At 60.4% G+C, this 25030-nt stretch carries 24 protein-coding genes; 15 read left to right on the top strand and 9 right to left on the bottom strand.

Annotated features, from left to right (window positions below; all coding sequences use genetic code 11):
* Window positions 1-46: 46 nt before the first annotated feature.
* Window positions 47-466: a hypothetical protein gene (locus AC1DX3_RS07775; RefSeq protein ID WP_476988682.1), complete on the bottom strand. Its 420-nt coding sequence runs from the start codon at window positions 464-466 to the stop codon at window positions 47-49.
* Window positions 467-474: 8 nt separating this feature from the next.
* On the bottom strand, window positions 475-1008 hold the full coding sequence (locus AC1DX3_RS07770; protein WP_476988681.1) for a hemerythrin domain-containing protein: 534 nt from the start codon (window positions 1006-1008) through the stop codon (window positions 475-477).
* 252 nt (window positions 1009-1260) lie between these two features.
* Between AC1DX3_RS07770 and hemN the strand changes: the two genes are divergently transcribed.
* Both hemN and AC1DX3_RS07760 read left to right on the top strand, forming a co-directional pair.
* Window positions 1261-2643, top strand: coding sequence for an oxygen-independent coproporphyrinogen III oxidase (hemN, locus tag AC1DX3_RS07765; protein ID WP_476988680.1), 1383 nt, complete (start codon window positions 1261-1263; stop codon window positions 2641-2643).
* A 231-nt stretch (window positions 2644-2874) separates the two neighbouring features.
* A complete protein-coding gene (locus AC1DX3_RS07760; RefSeq protein ID WP_476988679.1) occupies window positions 2875-3471 on the top strand; it encodes a hypothetical protein in 597 nt (198 codons plus the stop codon).
* A 61-nt stretch (window positions 3472-3532) separates the two neighbouring features.
* On the opposite strand, the gene adhP is transcribed toward AC1DX3_RS07760, so the two are convergent.
* Window positions 3533-4561, bottom strand: coding sequence for an alcohol dehydrogenase AdhP (adhP, locus tag AC1DX3_RS07755; RefSeq protein WP_476988678.1), 1029 nt, complete (start codon window positions 4559-4561; stop codon window positions 3533-3535).
* A gap of 242 nt (window positions 4562-4803) precedes the next feature.
* Here adhP and AC1DX3_RS07750 point away from each other — a divergent pair, with 242 nt between their 5' ends.
* Window positions 4804-5475, top strand: a complete 672-nt coding sequence (locus AC1DX3_RS07750; protein WP_476988677.1) for an OmpW/AlkL family protein — start codon at window positions 4804-4806, stop codon at window positions 5473-5475.
* An 88-nt stretch (window positions 5476-5563) separates the two neighbouring features.
* Here the strand turns inward: AC1DX3_RS07750 and AC1DX3_RS07745 are convergent, their stop codons facing one another.
* Both AC1DX3_RS07745 and AC1DX3_RS07740 read right to left on the bottom strand, forming a co-directional pair.
* Window positions 5564-6070 carry a pyridoxamine 5'-phosphate oxidase family protein gene (locus tag AC1DX3_RS07745; RefSeq protein ID WP_476988676.1) on the bottom strand — a complete coding sequence of 169 codons (507 nt, stop codon included), beginning with the start codon at window positions 6068-6070 and terminating at the stop codon, window positions 5564-5566.
* Window positions 6071-6169: 99 nt separating this feature from the next.
* On the bottom strand, window positions 6170-8722 hold the full coding sequence (locus AC1DX3_RS07740) for a family 20 glycosylhydrolase (protein ID WP_476988675.1): 2553 nt from the start codon (window positions 8720-8722) through the stop codon (window positions 6170-6172).
* Window positions 8723-8952: 230 nt separating this feature from the next.
* On the opposite strand from AC1DX3_RS07740, the gene AC1DX3_RS07735 reads away from it, so the two are divergent.
* Window positions 8953-9960, top strand: a complete 1008-nt coding sequence (locus AC1DX3_RS07735) for a glycosyl hydrolase family 18 protein (protein WP_476988674.1) — start codon at window positions 8953-8955, stop codon at window positions 9958-9960.
* Window positions 9961-10355: 395 nt separating this feature from the next.
* Window positions 10356-11093 carry a GntR family transcriptional regulator gene (locus AC1DX3_RS07730; RefSeq protein ID WP_476988673.1) on the top strand — a complete coding sequence of 246 codons (738 nt, stop codon included), beginning with the start codon at window positions 10356-10358 and terminating at the stop codon, window positions 11091-11093.
* Between the two features lie 105 nt (window positions 11094-11198).
* On the opposite strand, the gene AC1DX3_RS07725 is transcribed toward AC1DX3_RS07730, so the two are convergent.
* Entirely contained in the window at window positions 11199-14552 is a 3354-nt protein-coding gene (locus AC1DX3_RS07725; RefSeq protein WP_476988672.1) for a TonB-dependent receptor, read from the bottom strand.
* Window positions 14553-15053: 501 nt separating this feature from the next.
* Here AC1DX3_RS07725 and AC1DX3_RS07720 point away from each other — a divergent pair.
* The 7 genes from AC1DX3_RS07720 (at window position 15054) to AC1DX3_RS07690 (ending at window position 20127) form a co-directional block, all read left to right on the top strand.
* Window positions 15054-15611: a carbohydrate binding domain-containing protein gene (locus AC1DX3_RS07720; RefSeq protein ID WP_476988671.1), complete on the top strand. Its 558-nt coding sequence runs from the start codon at window positions 15054-15056 to the stop codon at window positions 15609-15611.
* A 134-nt stretch (window positions 15612-15745) separates the two neighbouring features.
* Complete coding sequence (locus tag AC1DX3_RS07715; protein WP_476988670.1) at window positions 15746-15901, top strand: DUF3309 domain-containing protein; 156 nt, start codon at window positions 15746-15748, stop codon at window positions 15899-15901.
* Between the two features lie 2 nt (window positions 15902-15903).
* Window positions 15904-16050, top strand: coding sequence for a hypothetical protein (locus AC1DX3_RS07710; protein ID WP_476988669.1), 147 nt, complete (start codon window positions 15904-15906; stop codon window positions 16048-16050).
* Between the two features lie 70 nt (window positions 16051-16120).
* Window positions 16121-17155 carry a hypothetical protein gene (locus AC1DX3_RS07705; RefSeq protein WP_476988668.1) on the top strand — a complete coding sequence of 345 codons (1035 nt, stop codon included), beginning with the start codon at window positions 16121-16123 and terminating at the stop codon, window positions 17153-17155.
* 19 nt (window positions 17156-17174) lie between these two features.
* A complete protein-coding gene (gene gntA / locus AC1DX3_RS07700) occupies window positions 17175-17864 on the top strand; it encodes a guanitoxin biosynthesis heme-dependent pre-guanitoxin N-hydroxylase GntA (protein WP_476988667.1) in 690 nt (229 codons plus the stop codon).
* Window positions 17861-18463 carry a DUF1989 domain-containing protein gene (locus AC1DX3_RS07695; protein WP_476988666.1) on the top strand — a complete coding sequence of 201 codons (603 nt, stop codon included), beginning with the start codon at window positions 17861-17863 and terminating at the stop codon, window positions 18461-18463. Before gntA ends, AC1DX3_RS07695 begins: the two co-directional genes overlap by 4 nt.
* A gap of 62 nt (window positions 18464-18525) precedes the next feature.
* Window positions 18526-20127 carry a tryptophan halogenase family protein gene (locus AC1DX3_RS07690; protein WP_476988665.1) on the top strand — a complete coding sequence of 534 codons (1602 nt, stop codon included), beginning with the start codon at window positions 18526-18528 and terminating at the stop codon, window positions 20125-20127.
* On the opposite strand, the gene AC1DX3_RS07685 is transcribed toward AC1DX3_RS07690, so the two are convergent.
* Window positions 20128-20820: a DUF6445 family protein gene (locus AC1DX3_RS07685; RefSeq protein WP_476988664.1), complete on the bottom strand. Its 693-nt coding sequence runs from the start codon at window positions 20818-20820 to the stop codon at window positions 20128-20130.
* 308 nt (window positions 20821-21128) lie between these two features.
* On the opposite strand from AC1DX3_RS07685, the gene AC1DX3_RS07680 reads away from it, so the two are divergent.
* Entirely contained in the window at window positions 21129-22175 is a 1047-nt protein-coding gene (locus tag AC1DX3_RS07680) for a LacI family DNA-binding transcriptional regulator (RefSeq protein WP_476988663.1), read from the top strand.
* Between the two features lie 53 nt (window positions 22176-22228).
* Here the strand turns inward: AC1DX3_RS07680 and AC1DX3_RS07675 are convergent, their stop codons facing one another.
* Entirely contained in the window at window positions 22229-22852 is a 624-nt protein-coding gene (locus tag AC1DX3_RS07675; protein ID WP_476988662.1) for a nitroreductase family protein, read from the bottom strand.
* Window positions 22853-22961: 109 nt separating this feature from the next.
* Between AC1DX3_RS07675 and AC1DX3_RS07670 the strand changes: the two genes are divergently transcribed.
* Both AC1DX3_RS07670 and AC1DX3_RS07665 read left to right on the top strand, forming a co-directional pair.
* On the top strand, window positions 22962-23723 hold the full coding sequence (locus tag AC1DX3_RS07670) for a dienelactone hydrolase family protein (protein WP_476988661.1): 762 nt from the start codon (window positions 22962-22964) through the stop codon (window positions 23721-23723).
* 12 nt (window positions 23724-23735) lie between these two features.
* Window positions 23736-24479 (top strand): dienelactone hydrolase family protein, encoded by a 744-nt coding sequence (locus AC1DX3_RS07665; RefSeq protein WP_476988959.1) that lies wholly within the window; start codon window positions 23736-23738, stop codon window positions 24477-24479.
* Window positions 24480-24504: 25 nt separating this feature from the next.
* On the opposite strand, the gene AC1DX3_RS07660 is transcribed toward AC1DX3_RS07665, so the two are convergent.
* On the bottom strand, window positions 24505-25014 hold the full coding sequence (locus AC1DX3_RS07660; protein WP_476988660.1) for a copper chaperone PCu(A)C: 510 nt from the start codon (window positions 25012-25014) through the stop codon (window positions 24505-24507).
* Window positions 25015-25030 lie beyond the last annotated feature (16 nt).

Raw genomic sequence — 25030 nt, 5'->3', positions numbered from 1 at the left:
CACAGGGCGGCGCGCGCGGACGGGAATCCCGGAGAACCTGAAGAGATCAACCCGCCTGACGCAAGGGTGTAAGGTGCAAGGGCGTGAGCAGATTAATGACGCCGATGCAGCCGATAACCGGGTGATACAAGGCGTCGCTCGACCGTTCGATTCCGTCCCCTTCGGAGACGAGAATGACGTCTGGCGGGCCCTTACCGGCGGAAAAGGTCGAGATGTCCGCCGTAAGAATGACGTCGATCTTGCCACCATCGATCCAGGCCTGGACCTGGTGGCAGATCGCCGCGTCGTTATCGTGGACGCAGGCGTGATCGGCCAATTCATGACCGCTAGCCAAAATCAGGTCCGCCAACTCGCTACCAGGCTTGTCATAATCGACAGCGGCGGCGTCCGTGACGCTGAGCACGGCTATGTTGAGCCTGCGCGGGGTCCCCGCCACAGTGGTACCCAGGGCGCTGAGCGAATGCATGAGGTTGCTCATCGCGCGGCCGTCTCAAAGCGCGGAAACAGTACATCGTTCTCGAAGTGAATGTGGAGGCGCAGGTTGTTATCCAACTGGCGGCAGGTGTCGTAGAGCAAGCGCCATTCACTGCCGCCATGATCGGGCGCCGTGAAAGCGTTGGTCAGCCGGCGCAGCGTATCAAGCTGATCCGAGAAATCTTCGTGTTCCGCCCGGCGGCGGTCGATCGGAAAGCGCAGATTGTGCTGCGGACTGTGCAGCATGGAGGGGAACAGATCGTCCTGCTCCTTGTCGAAATGGTCGGAGAGTTCGTCCGACAAGATCTTGAGGAAATTGGCGAGGCCGTGCGGGCAATCCGGATGATCGCTGTGCAGACGCTCGATGGTGCGGGCTGTCGCGATGACTCTCGGAAACAGGAGGCGCAAGGCGTTGTGGTAACGCGCGACCAGATGACCGATCAAGGCCTCGGTCGCCAGACCCGACATCAAACGGCCGGCGTCTTGCCCGGGCCAGCCGGGCTCATCCGAATATTGCCTTGCCTGATGTGTCATGCGGCCTCCTTTGCGACAATGACACTACGACATCTGCGCACGGGACGCCTTAAAGCGGGTCAAACCCAGGATTGAAATCCATGGTGGCGCCGTTTGACTTTGATCAATGCTGAAGGGATCCCCAGTGAGCATGCTTCGGAGTGTTTTCCCCGAGGTTCGTCCCCGGCGCGCGACGATCGGCCACACGGCACGCCGGCGCAGCCGACGGAAGACATGGTATAAAATCGTCACGGTCACACTATGGAGACACAAATGGGAATGATGCCGCAACAGGGATCGTGGCAGATGCACGATAGCCTGCACTGGCTCGGCAAGGAGGCGCCGCGTTATACTAGCTATCCTTCGGCGCACCATTTCGGCGATCTCCCGGCCGACACCTATGCCGGCTGGCTGGCGACACTGCGGCCGCAGGACAGTGTCGGCCTCTATCTCCACGTGCCGTTTTGCGAAGAGATGTGCTGGTTCTGCGGTTGCAATACCCACATTACCCGGCGTTACGATCCCGTTGAATCCTATGTCGACCAACTGATTGCCGAGATTGCCCTGATCGGCACCCATCTGGGCTTCCGCCCGAAGGTTCACGGTATCCATTTCGGTGGTGGCTCTCCGGGCATCATGACGCCGCAGACGCTCGAGCGTTTAATGGCCGCGGTGCACACGCAATTTGCCATCCAGCCCGGCGCCGAGATTTCCATCGAGCTGGATCCGCGCCGCATAACCGTGGAAAAGGCCGAGGCCTATGCGGTGCATGGCTTCAATCGTGTCAGTCTGGGTGTCCAGGACACCCAGCCCCAGGTTCAGCAGGCGATCAACCGCATCCAGCCCATCGCCATGATCGCCGACCGCGTCGCCCTGCTGCGCCGTCAGGGTCTCGACGCCATCGGCATCGACCTGATCTATGGCCTGCCGTTCCAGACCTGCGACAGCATCCAGGCGACGCTGGACGATGTGCGCCGACTGGGTGCCGACCGTATCAGCGCCTTTTCCTATGCCCACGTGCCCTGGGTCAAGAAACACCAGACCCTGATCGATACGGCCGCCTTGCCATCGGTCGCCGACAAGGCCGCGCAATATCTGTTGATCAATGCCGTGCTCCAGGCCCAGGGCTATGTCGCCATCGGCATCGATCACTTCGCCAAACCGGATGACGGTTTGGCGCGCGCCCTGGCCGGCCATACCTTGCGCCGTAACTTCATGGGCTATACCGACCAGCCGAACGACCGTCTGATCGCGTTTGGCGCCTCATCGATCAGCGAGCTGGACCAGGGCCTGGCGCAGAATATCCCGCAGAGCACAACCTATCAGGCCACGCTTGCCCGCGGTGAGTTGCCGACAAAGCGCGGGTGGGCCTATCGCGGCGACGACCTGGTGCGCAAGGTCCTGATCAGCGAACTGATGTGTTATTTTACGGCCGACGCCGGTGCCATAGCGCGCAGCCATGGCCTGGGCGAAGACTATTTCGATGCCGATATGGCCGGATTGGCAGAGTTTGTCGAAGCCGGCCTGGTGGAGATCGACGGACGCCGCATCACCTTTGTGTCGCCGCTTAAGATGCTGGTGCGTTCGGTGGCCTGTGTCTTCGACGTCTATGCCCGCGATGTCGAAGGCGGCAACCGCTACTCGAAAGTGGCTTAATACCGCCGGCGCCGGTCACTTACCTTTCTACCGCTATTCACATTCTTTCTTTGCGACTTTCGACACCTCATAACGGCTCATTTCAATCGGCCCGACGATTGCAACTTTTGACCCGAGCAGGCACTATCCTACAGACGGAGATCAATACCCGGGAACCCACATGGGCAAGGAACGAATGGAAACATTCTCAGATCGGGTCAGCGCGGCAATTATCGGCCCCAGAGGTAAGATATGAAGAGCTTTTATCGTATATGTCTCCTGCCGTTGGTGACAGTTTTGGCGTCGAGTCACTGTGCCGCGCAAGATGCACCTTCTGCCTTGCCGAACCAGCCTGACGCTCTGGTGCACGCTCTTTACAGTCAGGTTGTGGCACGTCATCCGTTCGGGATACCTTACGGCGAAGACATGACGGTCGTCGCGCCATATATCAGCAAGACATTGCATCATCGGTTCGATCAAACACGCGCCTGCTTCGCGGATTGGACCAGGCAGAACCCAGACCCAGATCTGAAACCACCATCAATCTGGATTGAGGATGGGCTTTTTTCAGGCAGTAGCGAGGAGGCGACGCCTAAGGCTTTTTCTATTGAGAAAACCGAATTGGAGAGCGATGGCTCCACGCGCGTACATGTGAAATTGACATGGAGGAGCGCACTGGAAGAGCCGCTCATTTGGTATGTCGTGGCGGTAGTGGTTCACGAAGGCGATCGCCCTGTCGTAGATGATGTGCTTTTCTTGAAGGACGATGACCATGAGATCGGCTCTCGGCTTTCTGAAGCCCTGGCGGCAGGATGTGATGGGCCTCGCTGGGTCGATACAAGCTATTGATGCCATTACCCAGCGCGATGAGTCATCGCGCTGGGTAGGAAGCAGGTCGTTCGGATTGTCCTCAGGAAAAATCGAGCACCATCCGGCCTTCGATCTTGCCGGCCGCCAGGTCGGAGAAGATGGTGTTGATGTCTTCCAGCGGCGCCTTTTTAATATCGGCCTTGACCTTGCCGGCGGCGGCGAAGGCTATCGCTTCATCGAGATCGCGCCGGGTTCCGACGATCGAGCCGCGCACAGTGATGCGCTTCAGCACGACATCGAAGATCGGTGTCGGGAAATCACCGGGCGGCAGGCCGATCAGGCTGACAGTGCCCTTGCGGCGCACCACGCTCAAGGCCTGGGAAAAGGCGGGCGGCGAGACCGCCGTGACCAGGACGCCATGGGCGCCGCCGCCGGTGGCCTTCATGATCTCCGCGACGGCATCCGGTGACCTGCCGTCCACAGCCAGGTCGGCGCCGACGGCGCGCGCCAGGTCGAGCTTGTCAGGAGCGATATCGATGGCGGCGACATAGAGGCCCATGGCCTTGGCGTATTGAATAGCGACATGGCCTAATCCGCCAACGCCTGAAATAGCGACCCATTCGCCGGGGCGGGCCTCTGTCTCCTTCAGGCCCTTATAGGTGGTGACACCGGCGCACAGGATCGGGGCGATTTCGGCAAAGCCGACATTGGACGGCAGGCGCGCCACGAAAGGTGCGGCGGCGATGACATATTCGGCGAACCCACCATTGCAGCTGTAACCGGTATTGTGCTGTTGCTCGCACAGGGTTTCCCAGCCGGTTTCGCAGTATTCGCAATGTCCGCAGGCGTCGTGCAGCCAGGCGACACCGACGGCATCCCCTTCCTTCAGGCCGGTTACGCCTGGCCCCATGCCGGCGATCACGCCGGCGACTTCATGACCGGGGACGAAGGGTGGTTGCGGCTTGACCGGCCAATCGCCATGGGCGGCGTGCAGGTCGGTATGGCAGACACCGCAGGCCATGACCTTGACGAGCACCTCGCCAAAGCCGGGAACGGGAATGGCCATGTCTTCTATGGTCAGGGCCGTGCCGAATTTGCGGACCACGGCGGCTTTCATCGTCTTTGTCACAAAGACTCTCCTTATGTGATGTGGTGGATGTGGGTGTTCCGCCCGTCCGACAGAATTCCATGACGGCCATGATGGACAGCTTTCCGCGCCGGAAGCTTTGATCCGGATCAAACGCTTAGGATGGACCGACTGCTGTGCGACAGCCTGACGCGCGGCAGGATGCGCAGGTCACAGGCTGCGTGATTTCACGTAAAACCCTACCAACAGATTTTTGTAACGACACGGCAAAGGAAAGCGTGATCATGACCCACACCTATAAAACCTTAGTAAATATGGGGGCTTTGACGGCCTTGACCTTGGCGGGCRCCGTCCATGCCCAGGATGCAGCTCCAACGGATTTCGTCGCCAAACATGCTGGCCAGTTCACCGTCGTCGCGCGCGTCACGACCGTCGCGCCCTCCGAAAGGGGCGATATCGTCACTGCCGCCGGCGCCGCTTCAGGCCTGCATGTCAGCGTCAATAACGACACCGTACCGACGCTTGGTTTCAGCTATTTCTTCACCGACCATGTCGCGGTCGAAGCCATTCTCGGCACCTCAAAACACACTATTTCCGCCGTCGGTGGCACAACCAATGTCCAGGTTCATGACACCTGGGTCCTGCCGCCGGTTGTCACCCTGCAATATCACTTCAACCCCACCGGCCGGGTCAGTCCCTATATTGGTGCCGGGGTGAACTACATGGCCTGGTATGGTGGCAAGGATAAAAACGGCTTCAAGGTCCGGCTGAAGGACGGCCTGGGTACCGCCGTTCAAGGCGGCGTCGATATCGCCCTGAAAGGTCATTGGGCGCTCAATCTCGATTACAAGAAGGTGTTCTACAACACCGATGCCAGAATCAATAACGGTGCACTCAAATCGCACGTCAAGCTCGATCCATCCGTGGTGTCCCTGGGCGTGGCCTACCGTTTCTAAGACACTTCCTGAGTGTGTGTCCCTGACTGGCGGTCCGGATTTGCCCGGGCCGCCTTTTTTTTGCGCCTGCAAGGGAGGTTGTCGTGGCTCAACTGACCATGTGGACACGCCCCGGGTCACTCGAACGAGCGCGTTCGCCGGTCATGAAGGCTTTGATATAGCTGAAGCTTTTGGCGATGTGGAAGCCGGGCGCATCCCAGAACTCGGCGTCCTCGGCTTCGAAACGGATCAATACCAGGTTCGGATCGTCCTTGCCGACGGGGAACCACGCCTGGACGATGTCGGTCCACAGCTCGTCCATCTTGGTGCGATTGTTTTCCACGGTCGCCAGGCCCGAAATCGACACCCAGGTATGGGCCTTGGGATCGGCATAGGTCAGCAGGGTGTGCGAATTGGCGCGGATTTCGGAAATCTTGCGCGAATTGGCCTGGGCGAAGAACCACAGAGTGCCGTTACTCTCCGCCTGTTGCGCCATCATCGGCCGGGCGTGAAACATACGCGATTGGGCGTCGAAGGTCGTCATCAGGGCGACCTTCGTCTCTCGTATCAACGCCCAAACCTTGGCGCGCGCCTCTATACCGTAAAGGGTTGTCATAATGCCATTCCTCAGGTGAGCGGTATTATGACGCTTCCATGTGTAAGGATGCTATGGCGCATTACACATTGAATATAAGCGCATCACACCTTTTGGTGGTTAAGGCTTGTCCGTTGCTGAGACCGAAACCGTACGGCCGAAGCGCTTGCCGTTCGGCGAGACGGTGCGCAGGTCGACCCTGCCCTTGACGTCGACCGGCGCCGTGTAACGTGTCCAATGGCCGCCCTGGGTGCGGTACTGAATCGTCAGATTGGCGTAGGACACGTTGGCTTCCAGCACGCCGCCGGTGATGCGGGCGCCCGGCACCGGCAAGCGATAGGTCAGGCCTTCGCGATCGAGCTCCGCCAGTTGCGGCGTCAGGTGGGTATTGAAGGTCTGCCAGTCGGCCAGCAGCTTGGCGGAATCAACCTGGCCGTCGCCGAAACTATAGGACTGGCCGGGTTTATAGGCCGGCTCCCAGTCGGCGGTATGCCAGGCGCGTTCGGCCAAGGCCAAAACCCGCGGATAGAGCATATAGTCGGCGATACGGTCGCTACGCACGCCTTCGCTCCACAATTGGCCCTGCATGCCGGTGATATGGCCCTTGCCGGTCAGCGGCACGGAATCGGTTATGGTCGCGCCTTCGCCGTCATGATTTTTCATGATGGAGGCGTTGGCCGGCAAATTTTCCGGCATGAAGCTGAATACCTTGAACAAATCGGTGTTGCGCGACGCCCAGTCATAGCCGCGTTCCTTTGGGTCGGCGGCATAGGGCATATCGAAATAGAGCGTCTCCGGTGTCGACATGACGATGCCCCAGCCGTAATTGGCCTGGGTATAGGCCGCCGCTATGCCGCCGGTAAACAGGCCGCCCCAGCTGTTCGACTGCACGACTTTCGGCATCTGCGCCGGGTCGGCCGAGCCCATGCCGTCGCTCCAGCCGGCGGGCTCGATACCCTTCTTGTCGAGCATCTGCGCCACCTGGGTGATGAAGCTGGTGCCGAGCTGCTCGATGGTCATGTGCTGGTCGGCCATCAGTTTCTGGCAGGCCGGCGAGCCGGTCCAGGCGCCGGCCGTTTCGTCCGTGCCGATATGGTAGATTTTCAACGGCAGACCGGCCTCGTCGTGCATCGCCTTGATGCTGTCGATGACCTTGTCGATGAAGTGATAGGTCGAGGGCAGGCAGATATTGAGCGTATTGTCGTTATAGTGTTGGATGCTGTCGTAAACCGTGGTGTCGGCCGGATCCTGCAGGCGGTACTCGGCGGCTGCCTCGGGCTTGCCTTCGGCGATCAGGCGGCGGGCGCGTGCTTCCATCGAACGGACGGCGGCGCGGCTGTGACCCGGCATGTCGAAGGAGGGGATGACCTCGACATGGTGCGCCTTGGCGGCCCTTAGAATGTCGATATAGTCGGCCCGCGTCAGGAAGCCGTTGACGCCGCCTTCGCTGCCGGGATGAGCGGTATTGCCGTCGGGGCCGGCGCCCAGTTGCGGTAGCAGGCAGCGGTCTTCGGCGAGGTCGTGGCAGCGCTTGGAGCCGATATCGGTCAGCTCCGGCAGGCCGTCGATGGCCAGGCGCCAGCCTTCGTCGTCACCGAGATGCAGGTGCAGACGGTTGAGCTTATAGGCTTCCATATTGTCGATAACGGCCAGGATATGGGCCTTGCTTTCGAAATTGCGCGCCAGGTCGAGATGGAGGCCGCGGAACGTAAAGCGCGGCGCATCGCTGATCTCGATCGGCTTGAGCCGGCCGTGCTCGAACGCCGCCTGCTGGGCCAGGGAGGCCAGGGCATAGGACGCGCCGGCGCTGTCGGCGGCGGTGATATGGATGGCGCCGTCCTGAGCGGTCACATGATAGGACTCGGCGGCGCCCTGGCCGCTGACCTCTATGGTCACGGGCACGCCGCGGTCGAAACGGCCGACGGTCGGCTTCAGTTCGTCCAAAGCCGACTGGATGTCGACCATGGTGGCGCCGGTGACGCTGACCTTGATGCCGCCGCGCAGGTTCAGGGCTGCCCCGTCCAGGCGCTTGGCCATTTGCGGCGTCGGCAGGATGATGATGTCGGAGGCATCGGCCGTCGCCAGCCTTTGAGCGTTTTGCGCGAACAGGCGTTCCGGCGTCAGCCAGGCATTCTGGTCGTTGCTGCCCAGCTTGGCTTCGTCGGTCATGGGCTTGTGGAAGGGCAGGTATTCCTGGCCGCTGACCGGATCGATGGCCGGCCGGGTGGCGTCTATCGTACGCGCTGTGAGACCTTCCGCCGCGACATAGGCATTGGGTGAAATGTGGAATTCACTGAAAAAGGCGCCTTCGCCGTGGACGGTGATCGGATAGGTCCTGTCCGGCGCGATCGCGACGCCGGGCTTGGGCGTCAGGCGATAAAGGTCGCCATTGATATGAGTGATGTCAAAGCTGTCGCTGTCAATGCTCTTGATGGGCATCACGCTACCGAAATAGACGGACCAGCCGGCGGCCGGGACGGTTTGGGGCATGGTGAGGTCGATCTCGGCCACCATGCCGCCGGGTGATTTGTTATCGAGGATGGCGAAACTGTAGCCGAGGTGATGGGCGAAGCTGTCGAGCGCGGCCTGCGCGGGCGCTTGCGCCAAAGCCGGGGTGGCGAGAAACAGGCAGGCAGCGGCGCCCAGCAGGTGGTGACGCAGGCGTTTCGACATGGTTTCCTCGCTTGATATGAGCCTTGACCGCAAGGTGTCGCAAGCCAGGCGATCTGTCAATGCGTCCGAAGGGTCTATTTCGCAATTTTTGACACCAATGTGAGACCAATTATAAAATGGACGCTGCTGCTGCAATGCAGTAAGTCAAACGCATAGAGCAAGATATGTGGCAATAGCGCCGCTATTGATCCATGCCGATGCAATACCAATTTCCGCACAGGGGACGGACGATGACAAGCTTGAAAATCCTGACGGTGACAGCCGCCCTCGGCCTGGGTGCGGCCCTGCCGCTGGCCGCGGCGCCCGTGGTTATCGGTTATGTCCCGAGCGAGAAGGGGCTGGAGACGACCCTGAACCGTGTCGACCTCAGTCCCTATAGCCACCTGATGATCGCCTTCGCCAATCCCGACGCCTCGGGCGCCTGGCAGGTTGGCGATCATCTGGCCTGCATGCCCGACACGGTCGGCGCCAATGTCACGGCCGTCAGCCTGCATACCGCCATGACCAAGGCCCATGCCGGCGGTCAAAAGGTCCTGTTGTCGATCGCCGGTGGCATCCTGCCGTCGTGCGCCGGAAATTGGTCCGAACTGGCCGCCGCGGGCAAGCGCGACGCCCTGGTCAAATCCCTGGCGGCGGTGGTCGATGCCTACGGTTTCGACGGTGTCGACGTCGATATCGAAAGTGCGACCCTGACCCAACTGTTGAACGATAACGCTTATGTCCCGCTGGTGGCGGCCCTGTCCAAGGCGATGAAGGCCAAGGGGCGTTTGCTGACCGTCGCCACGGCTTCCTATGTCGGCGGCACGGTGCCGTTGAAGGCGCTGCCCTATTTCGACTATGTTGGCGTCATGTCCTATGATGACACCACCCCCGGCAACGCACACAGCAGCTATGCCAAGGCGCGCGCCGAGGTCGATTTCTGGTTGGGCCGCGGGGTGGCGAAGGACAAGCTCATCCTCGGTGTGCCGTTTTACGGCTATGGTTACGGCAGCTATCAGGCGTCCTATACCTATCGCGACCTGGTGGCGCAGTTCGGCGCCGAAGCGGCGGCGGCCGGCGACACCATGGGCCAGATCTGCGCGACATGCAGTTATGTCACCTATAACGGTCCGGCGATCCTGACGCAAAAGGCCCAAATGGCCAAAAAGAAGGCCGGAGGCGTCATGGTGTGGGAAATTTCGCAGGACGCCGCCGACGGTGCCCTGATCAAGGCGGTGCAGGCAGGCCTGGCCGATTAGGCCAGGAGGGCGGATTTTGACGTCAAATTGGAGGTTTGTCGGCTTTTTTGGCATTTGGACAATACCAATTATACAACTCTATAGGATATCTTGGCGGCCATGTCATAGATCTTGTCTTGCGATGCAATTGCAAATGAAACTTAATTGGCTGATTCTTAAGTTATAAATTTACGTCATCCCGACAATACCCGCCTAAGAAGCCGGCACTTTTGCGCGTCTGGCGGGGTCGGCCCAGTCGTAAGTTCATTGACGCAACCATACCAATGGAATATGACTCGAAGGACCGTGACGACTAGATTCGTCGCGGCGTGCCGGTCCGCACAGTGTCTGGATCGCGACCGGAATACCGGCGCGATCCGTTGAAGGCCAGGGTCACAACAGCCGGGGTACCGCCTATGTCATTTATTGAAACCGTCGGTCGCCTTGTCAGCGACGACCCCGCGCCTCTGTACATGCAATTGCAGAAGGTGTTGCGCGACGCTATCGTCAGCCGCGTCATCAATCCCGAAGCCGCCATTCCGCCAGAACGCGACTTGGCTGAGGAGTTCGGCGTGTCGCGTCTGACCGTGCGCAAGGCCGTCGACGGTCTCGTCAGTGAGGGCCTGATTACGCGGCGCCGCGGCGCCGGCACCTTTGTCGCCAACCGCGTCGAAAAAAGCTTCTCCAAGCTGTCGTCCTTTTCCGAAGACATGGTATCGCGCGGACGCGTGCCGCACTCGGAATGGCTGGCGCGCTCTGGCGGCGGCGTGACGCCGGAAGAATCCCTTTCCCTGGGCCTGTCGCCGGGGACCCTGGTTTATCGTTTCCAGCGTCTGCGTTATGCCGACGGCATGACCATGGCGCTGGAATATGCCACCATACCCGGCTATTGCCTGCCGTCGCTCGAAGCCGTCGGGGAATCGCTCTATGCTGCACTCGAAGCCGCCGGCAATCGGCCGGTCCGCGCCCTGCAACGCCTACGGGCCGTCGGATTCACCGTCGAACAGGCGGAGATCCTGGGCGTCCGTCCCGGTGACGCCGGCCTGTTCATCGAGCGTCGCGGCTTCCTGGCCGACGGCCGCGCGGCGGAACATACCCAAAGCTATTATCGCGGCGATGCTTATGACGTCGTGGCCGAGTTGAACCGCGTTTAGGACCTAAGTCGTGGGGGCATACCCCCCACACCCCGTACCTTCCAGACAAAAAAACGCACCGATCTTGCGACCGGCGCGTAAGTTACCCAGGGAGGAGACGGGTTTCTAGAACTTGAACTGTACGCCGGCCTGGACGCGACGATCGTTCTTGAACCAGGCATTGGGCGCTAACAAGCCTTCATCATTGACCTGTTGTTTCAGCACCGTGTCGGTGTCGATCAGGTTGGAGCCTTCCAGGCTGAATTCGACCCGGTCGTTCAGGCGATATTTGAACGAGGCATCGAGATAGCCGGTATCCATCTGCCAGATCGGCAGACCGACGCAGCAATCGACGGCGGTGACCAGGAACTTGGAGCGCCAGTTATAGGCGATGCGCGCCGAGAACGACTTCTTTTCGTACATCAGGATCAGGTTGTAGGTGTCCTTGGAGACGCCTTGCAGAGCGTGCGGATCGATCGAGTCCGTGGCCTGGCTGAGGCCGCCGCCGCCGGTATTGGTCGTGCCGTCGGCTGATTCCGCCACCAGGTTGGTGTTAGTGATGCCGCTGTTCTTGACATAGGTGTAGTTGGCCTGGATGCCGAGACCGTCGAACGGCGCCGGCAGGAAGTTGAAGAAGCGGGTATAGGCCAGTTCCAGACCCTGGATCTTGGCGCCGTCGCCATTGACCGGGCCATTGCCTTCGACGGTACGCGTGACGCCGTTATTGGTCAGAGTCAGGTTGTACTTGCCGTAGGTGATGTAGTCGTGGAAACTCTTATAAAAGGCGGTGGCGGTGAACGATCCGACCGAAGCGAAGTAGTGCTCCAGTGTGATGTCGTACTGATCGGCCGTCATCGGCTTAAGATAGGGGTTACCGGCGGTGAACTTGTATTGATAGTCGTACCCGATGGCATGGCCGTTTGAGTCGTAGTGGATGGCCGGGTTGGTCGTGCTGTCGAGGATGGGGGCGATACGTCCAATCGAAATGCCCGCCTTGAGCAGACCCATATCGGGACGCGACATCGCCTTGGAATAGGCAAAGCGCATGACCCACTGGTCGTTCAGGTCGAACTTCAGGTTCAGGCTGGGCAGGGTATTGCTGTGCGAACCCTTGACCAGGCCGGGATATTCGGCGCCGTTGTTGAAGGCGATTTCGTCGGCCGAAACCACGCAGCCTTGCGTCGATTCCTCGTGCGTCGGGCCGCCGAGATTGTTGGGATCGTTGGGTACCTGTTTGCGCGTACAGATCAGTTCCTGGGCGGTGAACGGCTGATCGAACGTGATGCCGCCGCTGGAATAGTTGTCGGTGGCGACGACGCGGACGCCGATATTGCCGGACAGCTTGATGCCGTTAAAGATGACGACGTCGGGTCCGCCGAACTTCAGCATGGCGTAGACGGCGCGGGTGTCTTCCTTGACCTGGTGGATTTCGTTGGGCGTGTAGCAGCCGATCTCACCGGTATAGACTTCGGCGGCGCGGTAACCCTCGCCGGAACAGACGGGATAATATTCGCTGAATTTGACGCCGCCCGGCGTGACGACGGCGTCGTGGCCGAGGGCTGCGCCGAGGTCCGCGACCGACTTCAGGCGGTTCATGTTGAAGAAGACATAGTCGGTCTTGCCCTCAAGGACGCCGCCGCGCAGGAAGTTGCCGCCGAAGTCGAAGGTCTCGGTATTGCCGGTGGGGTAGGACGGGCCGTCGGCATTATAGACCGCCGACTGGTTGCCCCAGACGCTGGTGATATTGGCCCAGTTATAGGCGCCCCAGCGCAGGTTCTGGTCGCGGTTGGCGACGCGGACGCCGACTTTCAGGCTGTCGAGCCATTTACTGCCGATCTCCCATTTGACGTCGGCTCGCAGGGCGTCTTCCTCGCCTTCCGATTCCTCGGTGTGATCGGAAGCCGAGTAGTAGTTGTAATTGTGGGCGTTGGTGAAACCGCCGGCGGCCAGGTTGACCTGTTCCGGGTGAACGTCGCTCAGGGTCATGATCGGGTATTTACCCGTCGCGTCGACCGTGAAGTCGCCATAGGTATTCATATTGACCGAGGCGTTGAAGTTCTGAACTTCGGATTTGACATGTTGGACGTCGAAATTGGCATGCAGGGTATCGGAGATGTCCCACTTCAGGTTCAGCGAGTAGTCTTCGGTATATTCGTCGTTCTTCAGATAGTTGGATTGCGACTGAACCTGGGCGCCGCGGCGGCTTTGACCCGTGGTACAACCGTCCCACGAGTGGCAGATGGCAAACAGTGGAATGGCATTGCCATTGGCATCGACGCCGGTCGAGGCGACATTGGCGGCGGAGGCCGCGTCATTGTCCTGATAGCCAGTCAGGGTCGACATCTGGCCGCTCGTGAACATGCCGTTGCTGTCGAAGGTGAAGGCCGGCGTGCCGATTGCCGGCGCGACGACCGATGGATCGCTTTCGATATAGGTGGTGGGCAGGCCGTAGAAGCTGAAGGCGCTGCCGGAAATGACATGTTCCTGCCAGGCATTGCGGTATTGCGAGCGGTTATAGGTGCCGGTCAGCAACAAGGTGCCGTCGGTGCTGCGCCACTGGGCGGCGAGGGCGACACCCTTGCGGTTGCGGTCGTAGACATTGGCGTGATCGTAGACGACCGACGGGATATAGACATTACCGGTCGTGCCGAAGACCGACGGCGCGAAAATGCCCATACGGTCATACTGGATGCCTTGCGAGCCGGTATAGACCTGCGAGGTGGCGAAATTGGCCATCAGGCCGAAATCACCGGCCGAGGTCGACCAGCGGTCGGACCAGATGCCCGAGATGTCGTAACCGGACTTCTTGGCCAGGTCGCCGTAATTGCTGTCGGCGGACAGGACCAGAAGGCGGCCCTTATTGTCGAAGGGCAGGCGGGTACGCAGATTAATCGAGCCGGCGATGCCGCCTTCGATCATGTCGGCGGTCTGGTTCTTGTAGGTATCGACGCCGGCCATCAGTTCGGGCGAGATGTCGCCCCAGTCGAGGCCGCGCGAGGAGTTGGCCGAGAAGGTGTCGCGGCCGTTGAATTCGGAGCGGACCTGCGGCAGGCCGTCGACCAGGACGCCGGAGGGTTCGGCCGAAAAGTGGGCCGTATCGTCGGTACCGTTGAAGCGCGATACGGTTATGCCGGCGACACGTTGCAGGGCTTCTGAAACCGACTTGTCCGGGAAGGAGCCGATGTCTTCGGAGGTGATGGAATCGACGACCGTGTCGGCGCTGCGCTTGATCTGCTGGGCGCTTTTCAGCGACTTGCGGACACCGACGACAACCACTTCCTGGGCGTCTCCGGCTACCGGTGCTGTGTCAGAGGCAGGTGCGGCAGGATCCTGGGCGGGGGCATCCTGAGCCAAGACCTCCCCGGCGAAGACATCCCCTGCGAAGACGGGCGCAGCCATCAGGGCCAGGGCCGCGAGAGTGGCGAGCCCGGTGCCGGCCATCAGTACGCGACGGTTGCGACAGGAAAAGGTCGTTTTCATTTATAGTCTCCATGTTGGATCCGGACCGGCGGATGAAGCCCGGTCGCGAATCGGCGTGCGTCGGTGGCACAACGCGAAAAGTGGAAAGAGTTCAGGAGTCGGATCACCTCCCGGCGGCCGCGAAGGCTTCCGGTATGTCCGCGCCCCCCGGAGCAGCGGATGGCCTAGTGCTCGTGCATTTCGAATACCAATTGCGCAATTGGTACAAACCAATAAACAACAAATAAAATACCCTGTCCACAGCCAATTATTACACTAGCGTCAAAATGTTCACAAACGTGCAAAAATTACGCAAAATGAGCAGGTTATGTTGCATAAAATCCTACATTGAGGCGAAAAGACACGAGTTCGGCAGGCAAATTGACGGTTTTTACGCAAAACCCAGTTGACAGTTTTTACACAATACTCGTCTATCTGAAGGTAATTGGCGCGCGAAGTCCGAAATTGGTACTATCGTTGTCCTAAGAGAATATCCAAAGAGACTCTAAAGGGAGTGATGTCATGAAACTGTGGACCTCGAACTTTTCCGCGATTGTTGGGGCCGTTGTCGCCCTCGCGGTCACGGCGCCGGCACTGGCGCAGACCGTCGATAACCCGACCGTTCTGAACGCACCGGGCGTCAATGCCTGGAGCGTCTACGGCGCCGGCCAAGTCAATAAGCTCTATAAGGATCCCGCCGTCCAGGGCGGGGGCGCCATGCGTATCACCATTGCCCAGCCGACCGAGAACGCCTGGGACATCGGCATGAGCACGCCGGTCGACAAGGCCTTCAAGAAGGGCGAAACCATTATGCTGGCCGTTTGGGCCAAGGTGGAGTCCGACGACGCCGACACCCTGGTCAAGATCCCGGCCGCCATCCAGATCAACACCTCGCCCTATACTGGCATCATCCAGGGGAGGATCACCCTGACGACCCAGTGGCAGTTGTTGCATATCGAAGGCGTGTCGAATGACGACTATGCGGCGGGCAAGACCAATGTAGCTCTGTCCTTGGGCGGCTCGGCCAAAAAGATCGATATCGGTCCGGCCTTTGTGCTCGACGAAGGTATCTTGCCGTAATAGGTATTACAGACTGCTCCCTCGCAATCTTTACTTTCTGTTGCGTCGTCGCCCATTTTATCCTTACCCGTCGCTAACTAAGCTTCCTTCGCACGGCCACTATAAAACCGGCCATAATCTGAGGGAGCTTCGCCATGTTGGGCACTATACTGATCATCGTACTTATTCTGGCCGTTGTCGGCGCCTTGCCGACTTGGGGCCACAGCCGCTCGTGGGGCTATGTTCCGAGCGGCGGTCTGGGCCTTGTCGCCCTCATCATCATCGTGTTAGTCTTGATGGGACGCATCTGATCATGGTGCGCGCCAATATCGGTCGTGGTCTGATGGTTCTGATCGGTATCGCCTTGGTGATCGTCGCCGTGGCGGCGTTGAACATGCCGGACCATCATACGGCAAGCGGCGGTCCCGCCGTGGCTGCGGCCGATAGCGCTTCGAAATAAAAAATCGCATCTCTCAATTGAACCTGTCACCGGGCGGCGGCCACTAAGGGATAAAGCGAGGGAGTACGCCATGGCGGACATGATGGAGCGTGAGGCTTTGGTGGCGGGTCTGCTGCGTCCTGTCCCCCATATGCAGGGTCAGGATAGCGCGTCACAAGCACCCCGTGGTCGGGGCCTCTTCCTGATTGGTGACTTTCGCTGGATCGACGGCGGCCTCGAGGTGCGCAAAACCGGTGTCCGTCTGAAGCTCGATCGTTATTTTTTCGCTGAAATGGCCAGTTGGGCAGTTTATTTGCCGCTGCTGACGATCATGACATTACGCGCCCGGTTGAGCCGGCGGCAGCGGGTTGCCCTGTGGTACGAACCGGAACTGCCGCGGCCCTGGTATCTGATGCGCGGGGCTGCCCTCTGGGCCGGCATGAGCGTCGCCAGGACGCCGGCAGAGGCGGCCGCGAGCTTCTATTTCGACGACGCCACCACGGGCGAAGCGCCGATGATCCGCCTGCAAAAACGCTTTAACCACGACTGCAATGACGTTTCCAAGAGCCATGTCGCGCGCGTCTTCGAAGAGGTCTTCGGCTATCCGCTGCTGGTCGATCCGCACACCATGACCGGCCAGATCGTCGAGAAGTCGGAAAAGAACGGGGTCCACGACGGCCGGGTGGTCACAGCACCCCTGACGCCGCAACCAGATTGTTGTTACCAGCGCCTGATCGACACGGCCGATGACAACGGCGTCTGCCACGATCTGCGCACACCCTGCGTCGGCGGCGTGCCGGTGGTGGTGTGGCACAAACTCAAGCCTGGCAATGGCCGCTTCAGCATCAACAATCAGCGCGCCGTGCTCGAGGAACCCGCCGCCGTCTATTCGCCGGCGGAACTCAACCTGATCCGGCAATTCACCGCGCGCATGGGCCTGGACTGGGGCGGGCTCGATATCCTGCGCGATCGCGACGGTCGCATCTATATCGTCGATGTTAACAAGACCGATCTCGGACCGGTGATCGCCCTGTCGTGGCGCGACAAGTTCGTTTCGATGAATCGTCTGGCTCTGGCGTTGAAAAAGCTGGTCGGTGTGAACCCGGCGGCGCCGGCATCACATTAAAGGTCATGAGCGGAAATCCATGATCATGTCCAATATAGCGGCGGATGATCTGAAGGCCCGGTTCGGCGCCTTTATTCGCGACCAGAGCTTCCCCTGCGTCGGCGCCAAATCGGCCCTGGCGCGGAGTCATATCGACATGCTCGTGGCCACCGATTTGCGCTGTCCGGTCGATGACCGGCGCATTCTCGATACGCTGACGGCGACCGCGGATCAGTATCGCGCCGACCCGCAACCCTTTCACAGCCTGGCCGTCATCTTCCGTCAACCCGACGACCTGACGGAAGTGGCCTTCGAACAGGCCATGTGGGGGCGGCTTCAGGCCCTGGCCGATCGCGACGCCGCGCGCGGAACGCTTTACGACCCGCGCGTCAGCCCCGACGCCGTCGACCCGCATTTTTCCCTGAGTTTCGCCGGCGAGGCCTTTTTCCTCGTCGGCATGCATCCGCACAGCAGTCGTCCGGCCCGTCGTTTCATGACGCCGGTCCTGGTCTTCAATCCCCACGACCAGTTCGAAAAGTTGCGCGACGAGGATCGTTACGAGGCGATCCGCGACGCCATCATCAAACGCGACATCGCGCTCGCCGGCTCGCCCAATCCCATGCTGGCCGTCCATGGTGACAGCTCGGAAGCGGCGCAATATAGTGGCCGCGCCGTCGGTCCCGACTGGCGTTGCCCGTTTCAGGCTCATAATACGGATATCAAGACATGACGCTTACCCTGGACTGCAATATTATCGAAATTCCGCCGCGCTCGGGCGCTGCGTTCAGGATGAACAAGGGCCAGCGCCTGCGCGTCATCGATCCCAATGGCGAACAGGTCTCCGACATGCTGGCCTTCAACGCCCACGATACGGCCGAGGTGATTTCGTCCGGCCGCACGCTCGACTATGCCAGCAAGTTGTTTCTCACGACCGGCGACCCGCTCTATTCCAACCGCAGCCATATCATGTTGCGCATTATCGAAGACACGGTCGGCCGCCACGACTTTCTGCTGACCCCGTGCTCGAAGGATACGTTTCGTATCATCTATGGCGACGAGCATCCGCATCACGGTTGTTTCGGCAATCTGTCGCATGCGCTCGAACCCTACGGCATCGTCCCGGACCAGATTCCGGTCGCCTTCAATATCTTTATGAATGTCCAGGTGGCGGGCGACGGCGCGCTGACAGTCGAACCGCCGATGAGCAAGGCCGGCGACCATATTTTGTTCGAAGCCGAGATGGACCTGATCGTCGCCCTGACCGCGTGCTCTGCCTTGCAGTCGAACAATTACGCTTTCAAGCCGATCCACTACGCCATCGAAGCCTGATGACAGCTTGCTGAAAGCGCTATAAATCTTGCTCAATGAGCAAAAACACAGCGGGGCAACAGGTGACGGATCAAGCGGGCGCGCCGCGTAGCATACTCATTATCGGCGGCGGCACGGCCGGCTGGTTGACGGCGGCGTCCCTGGCCAAGGCCTTCGGCACCGGGCGTCCGGGTGCGCCTACGATCACCGTACTGGAATCCCCCGACATCGGCATTATCGGCGTCGGCGAGGGCACCTTTCCGACCATCCGCCAGACCCTGAAAAACCTCGGCCTTGAAGAAGCTTTGTTCATGCGCGAAAGCCATGCCACCTTCAAGCAGGGCATCCGTTTTGACGACTGGGAAGTGACGCCGAAGGACGGCCGCCACCGCCATTATTTCCATCCCTTCGAAGCGCCCTATTGGGGCCGTGAGGAACTGAACCTGCTACCCTACTGGTTGTTGCAGGACAAGGCGACGCGCAAGCCGTTCGCCCAGGCCGTAACCTTCCAGAAGCGCATCGCCGACGCGAAAATGGCCCCCAAGCGCATTCATCACGGCAACTATGCCGGCCCGCTGAACTATGCCTATCACTTCGACGCGGTGAAATTCGCCGCCTGCCTGGCCAAACACGCCAAGGGCCTGGGGGTACGCCACCTGGAAGGCAATCTGACCGGAGTGGTTCTCGACGATACAGGCGCCATCGATCATGTCGTGACGGCCGAGCACGGTAACCTGACCGCCGGCCTCTATGTCGACTGCACCGGTTTCCGCTCGGAGCTGCTGGGCAAGGCTTTGGCCGTGCCGTTCCAGCCGATCAAGGACGTCCTGTTCACGGATCGCGCGGTCGCCATGCAAGTGCCTGACGAAGGCAAGGACGATCCGATCCCGAGCTATACTATTTCCACAGCCCACGAATCCGGCTGGACCTGGGATATCGCCCTCGATGGACGGCGGGGCGTCGGCTATGTCTATAGCAGCGACCATTCCGGCGACGACCGCGCCGAAGAGGTGTTGCGCGCCTATATCGGACCGCGCGCCGAGGGCCTGAATGCTCGCCGCATCAAGTTCCAGGCTGGCTACCGCACGAAGCACTGGGTGAAAAACTGTGTCGCCGTCGGTCTGTCGGCGGGATTCCTCGAACCGTTGGAATCGACCGGCGTCGTGTTGATCGAATCGGCGATCAACAAGATCATCGAATTCTTCCCGCACAGCGGGCCGGTCGACGCTTCGGCCGACAGCTTCAATGAGATGATGGTGGCGCGCTACAACACCATTATCGGCTTCATCAAACTGCACTATTGTCTCAGCAAGCGCGAGGAGCCGTTCTGGCGCGACAATGCCGACCCGAAGTCCATCCCCGCCCACCTGCGCGACCTGCTGGCCCTTTGGCGTCACCGTCCGCCCAGCCGCTACGACTTCGTCCTCGACAATGAATCCTTCGCCTATTTCAGCTACCAGTACATCCTCTACGGCATGAATTTCGCCACCGATTTCGAGGCTGCGCGCGCTGCCTTGCCGATGCAGGACAAGGCCGAGGAAATCTTCGCCCGCGTCGCGTCCTTCGGCGAGCAGGCGGCGAAGGAACTGGTCCCGCACCGGCAATTGCTCAACGCGGTCTATAAGGGCGGTTTCGTCGCCGGACCGCCCATGCGCCCGGCCGGCCAGCCGGTGCGAGCGGGTTAGCTATCGCGCCACTTCGATAAAGCTGTTGGCGGTCAGCCGCCCGGTCGCCGGATCGTCGGTCAGGGTCGCCTCATCGAGCAGGCCGGCGTGCAGGACGTGGCTGCGATAGACGATCAGGCGATTGAAGACGATGTCGGCGCGATCGATCATCTCGTAGTTCGGTGTGTCCGGGGTCACGTGACGGGTCAGCCGCGCCTTGCCCGCTTCGAGTTCGGCTGCGGCCTGTTCGACATAGGCCGGCCGGCGTCTTGCATCGATGCCCTCGAAACCGGTGGCGATATGGCGGAAGAAGCCGGTGCCGCCCTTCTGGCCATGGCAGAGATAATGCACCATGGCGATGCGGAAGGGATCCGGAGAATCATGGTGCGGCACCTTTTGAATCGGTTCTATCTGGTCGGGCGCCAGGGTGGCCAGGGCGAAGAAGCCGAAAAACCTGAGCGGCAGGTGGCGCGGTATGCCGAAACCGCGTTCCAGCATCGGCCGCAAGGCCGTCATGACAGTCTCGCTGTAGCCGGCAGGCAGGGGTGCGTTGAGGCCGGGATAGCGGCTGTGGCCGGGTGGCGCGAAGGTGGCGGCCCTGGCCTCGTCGATCAATGCCTCCGGTGCGGCCAGGGCATGGTCGATGATCAGCAATGGATGACCTTCGCGGCCGATGCGGCGCAGGTCCAGTCGGGCATCGGGATTGAGGATCACGGGCTGGTCTCGGTCTCAGTCAGACAGGGTTGGCAGACAGGTTTGGCGGACATGTTGGGTTGCGCTTGGTTGCGGGAAAATCTTAGCGGATCACCCGTGACAGCGCAAATTTTCGCGGCGTTAGCATCCTGGAAACGACACCGGTGGCATTCTTAACGGGCGGACAGGATTAATTTCTCGTTAGGGCTGTAACCGCTTTCCAAATTCACTATGGACGGTTAAGTCGGATGATGCCTATATCGTAAAAGCCGTGTCCGAAAAACGCGCCAAAGTGTTTACCCCGAGTAGGCAGTAAGGACAGTAAGAGTATGACCGACCGCACATCCAGCGCCTCGGAAAAGCCCATGGTACGCTTGAAAATGGCGGATATCGCCCGAATGGCCGGGGTTTCCGTGTCGTCGGTGTCGCGCGCCCTGGCCGGCAGTCCGCTTATTCCTCAGACGCAACGCGACAAGATCAACGCCATCGCGCGTGAAAACGGCTATGTCGTCAATTTGGCGGCGCGCAACCTGCGTTTGCAAACGACCCAAACTATCGGTTTGGTTCTGCCCCTGGGTCATGAGGACGGGCAGGCGATCAGCGACCCCTTCCTGCTGGAACTGATCGGCTGTCTCGCTGATGAGGTCGTACGCCGCGGCTACGATCTGTTGCTGTCCAAGGTGACGGCGACCCACGAAGGCTGGCTGCGCGAACTGACCGGCTCGCATCGCTTCGACGGCCTGTTAGTCCTGGGCCAAAGCGATCAACATAAGGTGATCAACAATCTGGCCCACCATTACCCTGCGATGGTGGTGTGGGGCGAAAAACTGGCGGACCAGGCCTATTGCAGCGTCGGTGTCGACAATTGCCTGGGCGGTTACCTGGCGACGCGCCACATGGTCGCCAGCGGTTGCCGGGACATCCTGTTCCTCGGACCCAAGGGTATTCCCGAGGCCGAGGCGCGTTTCAGCGGCTATGCCCGCGGCCTGGCCAGCGCGCCGTTCCGCATGGGCGAAGCGATCGAGTGCGAAACCCATTTCTTCTATGAGTCCGGCTACGAGGTCGTGCGCGACCTGATCCACCAAAAACATGTCTTCGATGGCCTGTTCTGCGCCTCGGACATCATCGCCCAGGGCGCCATGGCAGCCTTGGTCGAGGCCGGTCTGCGCGTGCCCGAGGATGTGGCGGTGTGCGGATTCGACGATATCGCCGTGGCCAAAAACCTGTCGCCGGCGTTGACCACCGTTTGCCAGGATCGCAAATTGGGCGCGAAGCACATGGTCGACCTGTTGTTCCGCCGTTTGGGCGGCGAGGCCTGTGAACCCATGGTCATGGCGCCGAATCTGGTTGTGCGCGCATCGACCCGGCCGGTTTAGCCTTTAGCCGGCGCGGGGATGACGGTTGGGCCAGTTCTTAAAGCGTCGGGGTGTTAAACCGTCGGGCCGATCTGGCCGTCGAACTTGCCCTTGAACGCCATGGCCGACAAGGGCTGGCGCTGCGACGGCACCTCACGGGCGCGCAGGCTTTCTGACAAGATTTCCGGATCGCCTCTGTAACCGACGGCGATGGCGCATTCGACCTTGAGATTGTCGGGCAAACCGAGGATCAGGGGTGCCTTGGCGTAGTCGACGCCGCCCATGCCGTGCGCCACCAAACCCATGCTGTGGGCTTGCAAGGCCAGCGACATCCACGCCGCCCCGGCGTCGAAACTGTTGGATATGTTCTGGCGCTCGCCATCGAACGAGGTCACCGAGGTGACGAAAAACAGGGCGCCGGCGTGCTTGGCCCAGCCTTCGTTGAACGGGACGAGCAGCGACAGCAGGGTTTCGAATTCGGGCTCACCCTTGATCCCATAGATAAAGCGCCACGGCTGCATATTGGATGACGATGGCGCCCAGCGCGCGGCTTCGAGCAGGGTCAGGACCTGGCTTTCACTGACGGTCTTGTCGCTGAAGGCGCGCGGCGACCAGCGCTCGGTGAATTGCGGCAGGATATCGTACTCGGTCTCGCGGCCGGTGGTCGATTTGCTATTGGCTAGGGCGGTGACGGTCATAGGTGGTCTCGTGGTCTAAAGTGTACTAAGGCTGAATCAGCCCGGCGGAATCAGGTTCAATCCGTAACACATATTGTGACAGTTTGGGCGCTTTGCAAGGGGTTTTTGATTGCTCGATACCATTCAATACCGATTCAGCGTCCTCGAGCCCTTTATCACCGTTTATGGGCCGGAAGATGACCGGCCGCGCCCGGCCGTCCTGCTGTTTCATGCCTGCAACGGCGTGCGACATCATATCCACGACTATGCCAAGCAGGCAGTGGAGCTGGGTTACCGCGCCTTTGTCGTCGATTCGTTTTTGCCGCGTGGCTGGGACGAGACGGCGGCGATGAGCCTGGTCTGTTCGGGCCTGGCCCTGCACGGTTATGAGCGTTCCGGCGACGTTCTGGCGGCGGCCTGGGGGATCGGCCAGCGCGCCGATGTCGACGAGGATCGCCTGGTTCTGGCAGGCTGGAGCCATGGCGGCTGGGCCATTATGGACCTGCTGGCGCAGAAATTGATCCGCGACGGCGAGGCGCGGCTGAGCAATCCCAGTCCCGAGCCGCTGTTGGGCGTCAAGGGCGTCTTTCTCGTCTATCCCTATATCAGCTTCCCGGCGCTGTCGAACACCCATGGCTGGGAAGTGAAGCCGAAGACCTTGGCGATTCTGGCGCGGCAGGACTTCCTGACGGCCCATGCCCATGCCGAAAATGTCCTCAACCATTTGAAGACCGAGGGTGTGCCGGTCGAGACGATGACGCTGAATTGTACCCATTGTTTCGATGAGGACAGCAGTCTGCACTTCGGTCCGTTCATGAGTTATGATAAGCGTAGTCATGCGGCGACGGGGGCGGCGTTCGCGGCGTTTTTGAAAGAAACGTTGGGGGATTGATCCTTGGATACAATGGCGAAGCGCTATGCGCTGCTGGAACCGTTCGTCTCGGTGTACGGCCCGCAGGATGATAAAGTGCGTCCGGCTATGGTGCTGTTTCACGGCTGCGGCGGCTTGCGGCCGCATGTTCATCTCTATGCCCAGGCGGCGGCCCTGACCGGCACGCGCTGTTATGTCGTCGACAGTTTCGCGGCGCGCGGCTGGGACCGCACCTTTGCCGTCTCGCTTATCTGCACCGGGGCCGTCATGCAGGGTTACGAGCGCTCGGGCGATGTCCTGTCGATGCTATGGGGTCTGAAACAAAGCGGCCTAGTCGATATGGACAAGGTCATCCTGACCGGCTTCAGCCACGGCGGCTGGTCGATCATGGATTTGATGACCGAGCCCCTGGTCAAGCCGGGCGAGGCGAAACTGGCCGATCCCGATCACAGCCTGGCCGACCGTGTCGCCGGCCTGTTCCTGGTCTATCCCTATATCAACTTCCCGGCGCGTTCGAACACCAACACCTGGGTGCGGACGCCGAAGACCTTTGTCGTTTTGGCGCAGAAGGATCACCTGACGCCCATCAAACATTCCGACAAGATCTTCCGAAAAATTCAGGCCGCCGGCGCCGATGTGACGACCCTGACCCTCAACGCCACCCATGCCTTCGACGAAGAAGACAATAAGGGCGCGGTCATGGCCTATTCGCCGGAAGCCGTGCAGGCCTCGGTCGAGGCCATGCTGAAGTTTATCGGTGAAACAATCCAGGCCTAGGAATATAAATTCACCACGGAAAACTCTACATTGGCGCGGTTTTTCCAGGCAGGGGCTCGTTCGACACCGGCATCAACAAGGTCACCGGGCCGGCCTTTTCGAACATCAGGGTGACGGCCTGGGTGTCGCCGTCCTTTGGCCRCACAGTCAGGTTTTGCAGCATGATATGATTGCCGCCGGGTGCAAAGACCAGGGTTTCGCCGGCCCTGATGACGAAGCCATTGCTTTCCTCATTCATCGTCATCATGCCGCCGCTCATGGTCATGCTGTGCAGCCCGACCTTTTCGGCGCAGGCGCAGGTGGCGGCGACCAGGCGCTCATCTGTCGTGCCGGTATTCTTGATGGTGACATAGGCCGAGGTGTTGGGATTATTACCCAAGGCGGCGCGCATGGCGTAATCGCTCATGGTCACCGCGTTCTTGGTCACGACGCCATTGACGTCGCTGGAATGGCTGACCGTGGTAGTGCGGGTCTCCTTGGCCTGGCAACCAGCCAATGCTAGGACGACAAGGGCGGCGATGTGGATCTTGCGCATTTTCATACCTAACATT

Source organism: Asticcacaulis sp. P2_B1 (assembly GCF_056404915.1).
The sequence above is the reverse complement of the archived record's forward strand: the minus strand, read 5'-3'. Positions and strand labels throughout refer to the sequence as shown.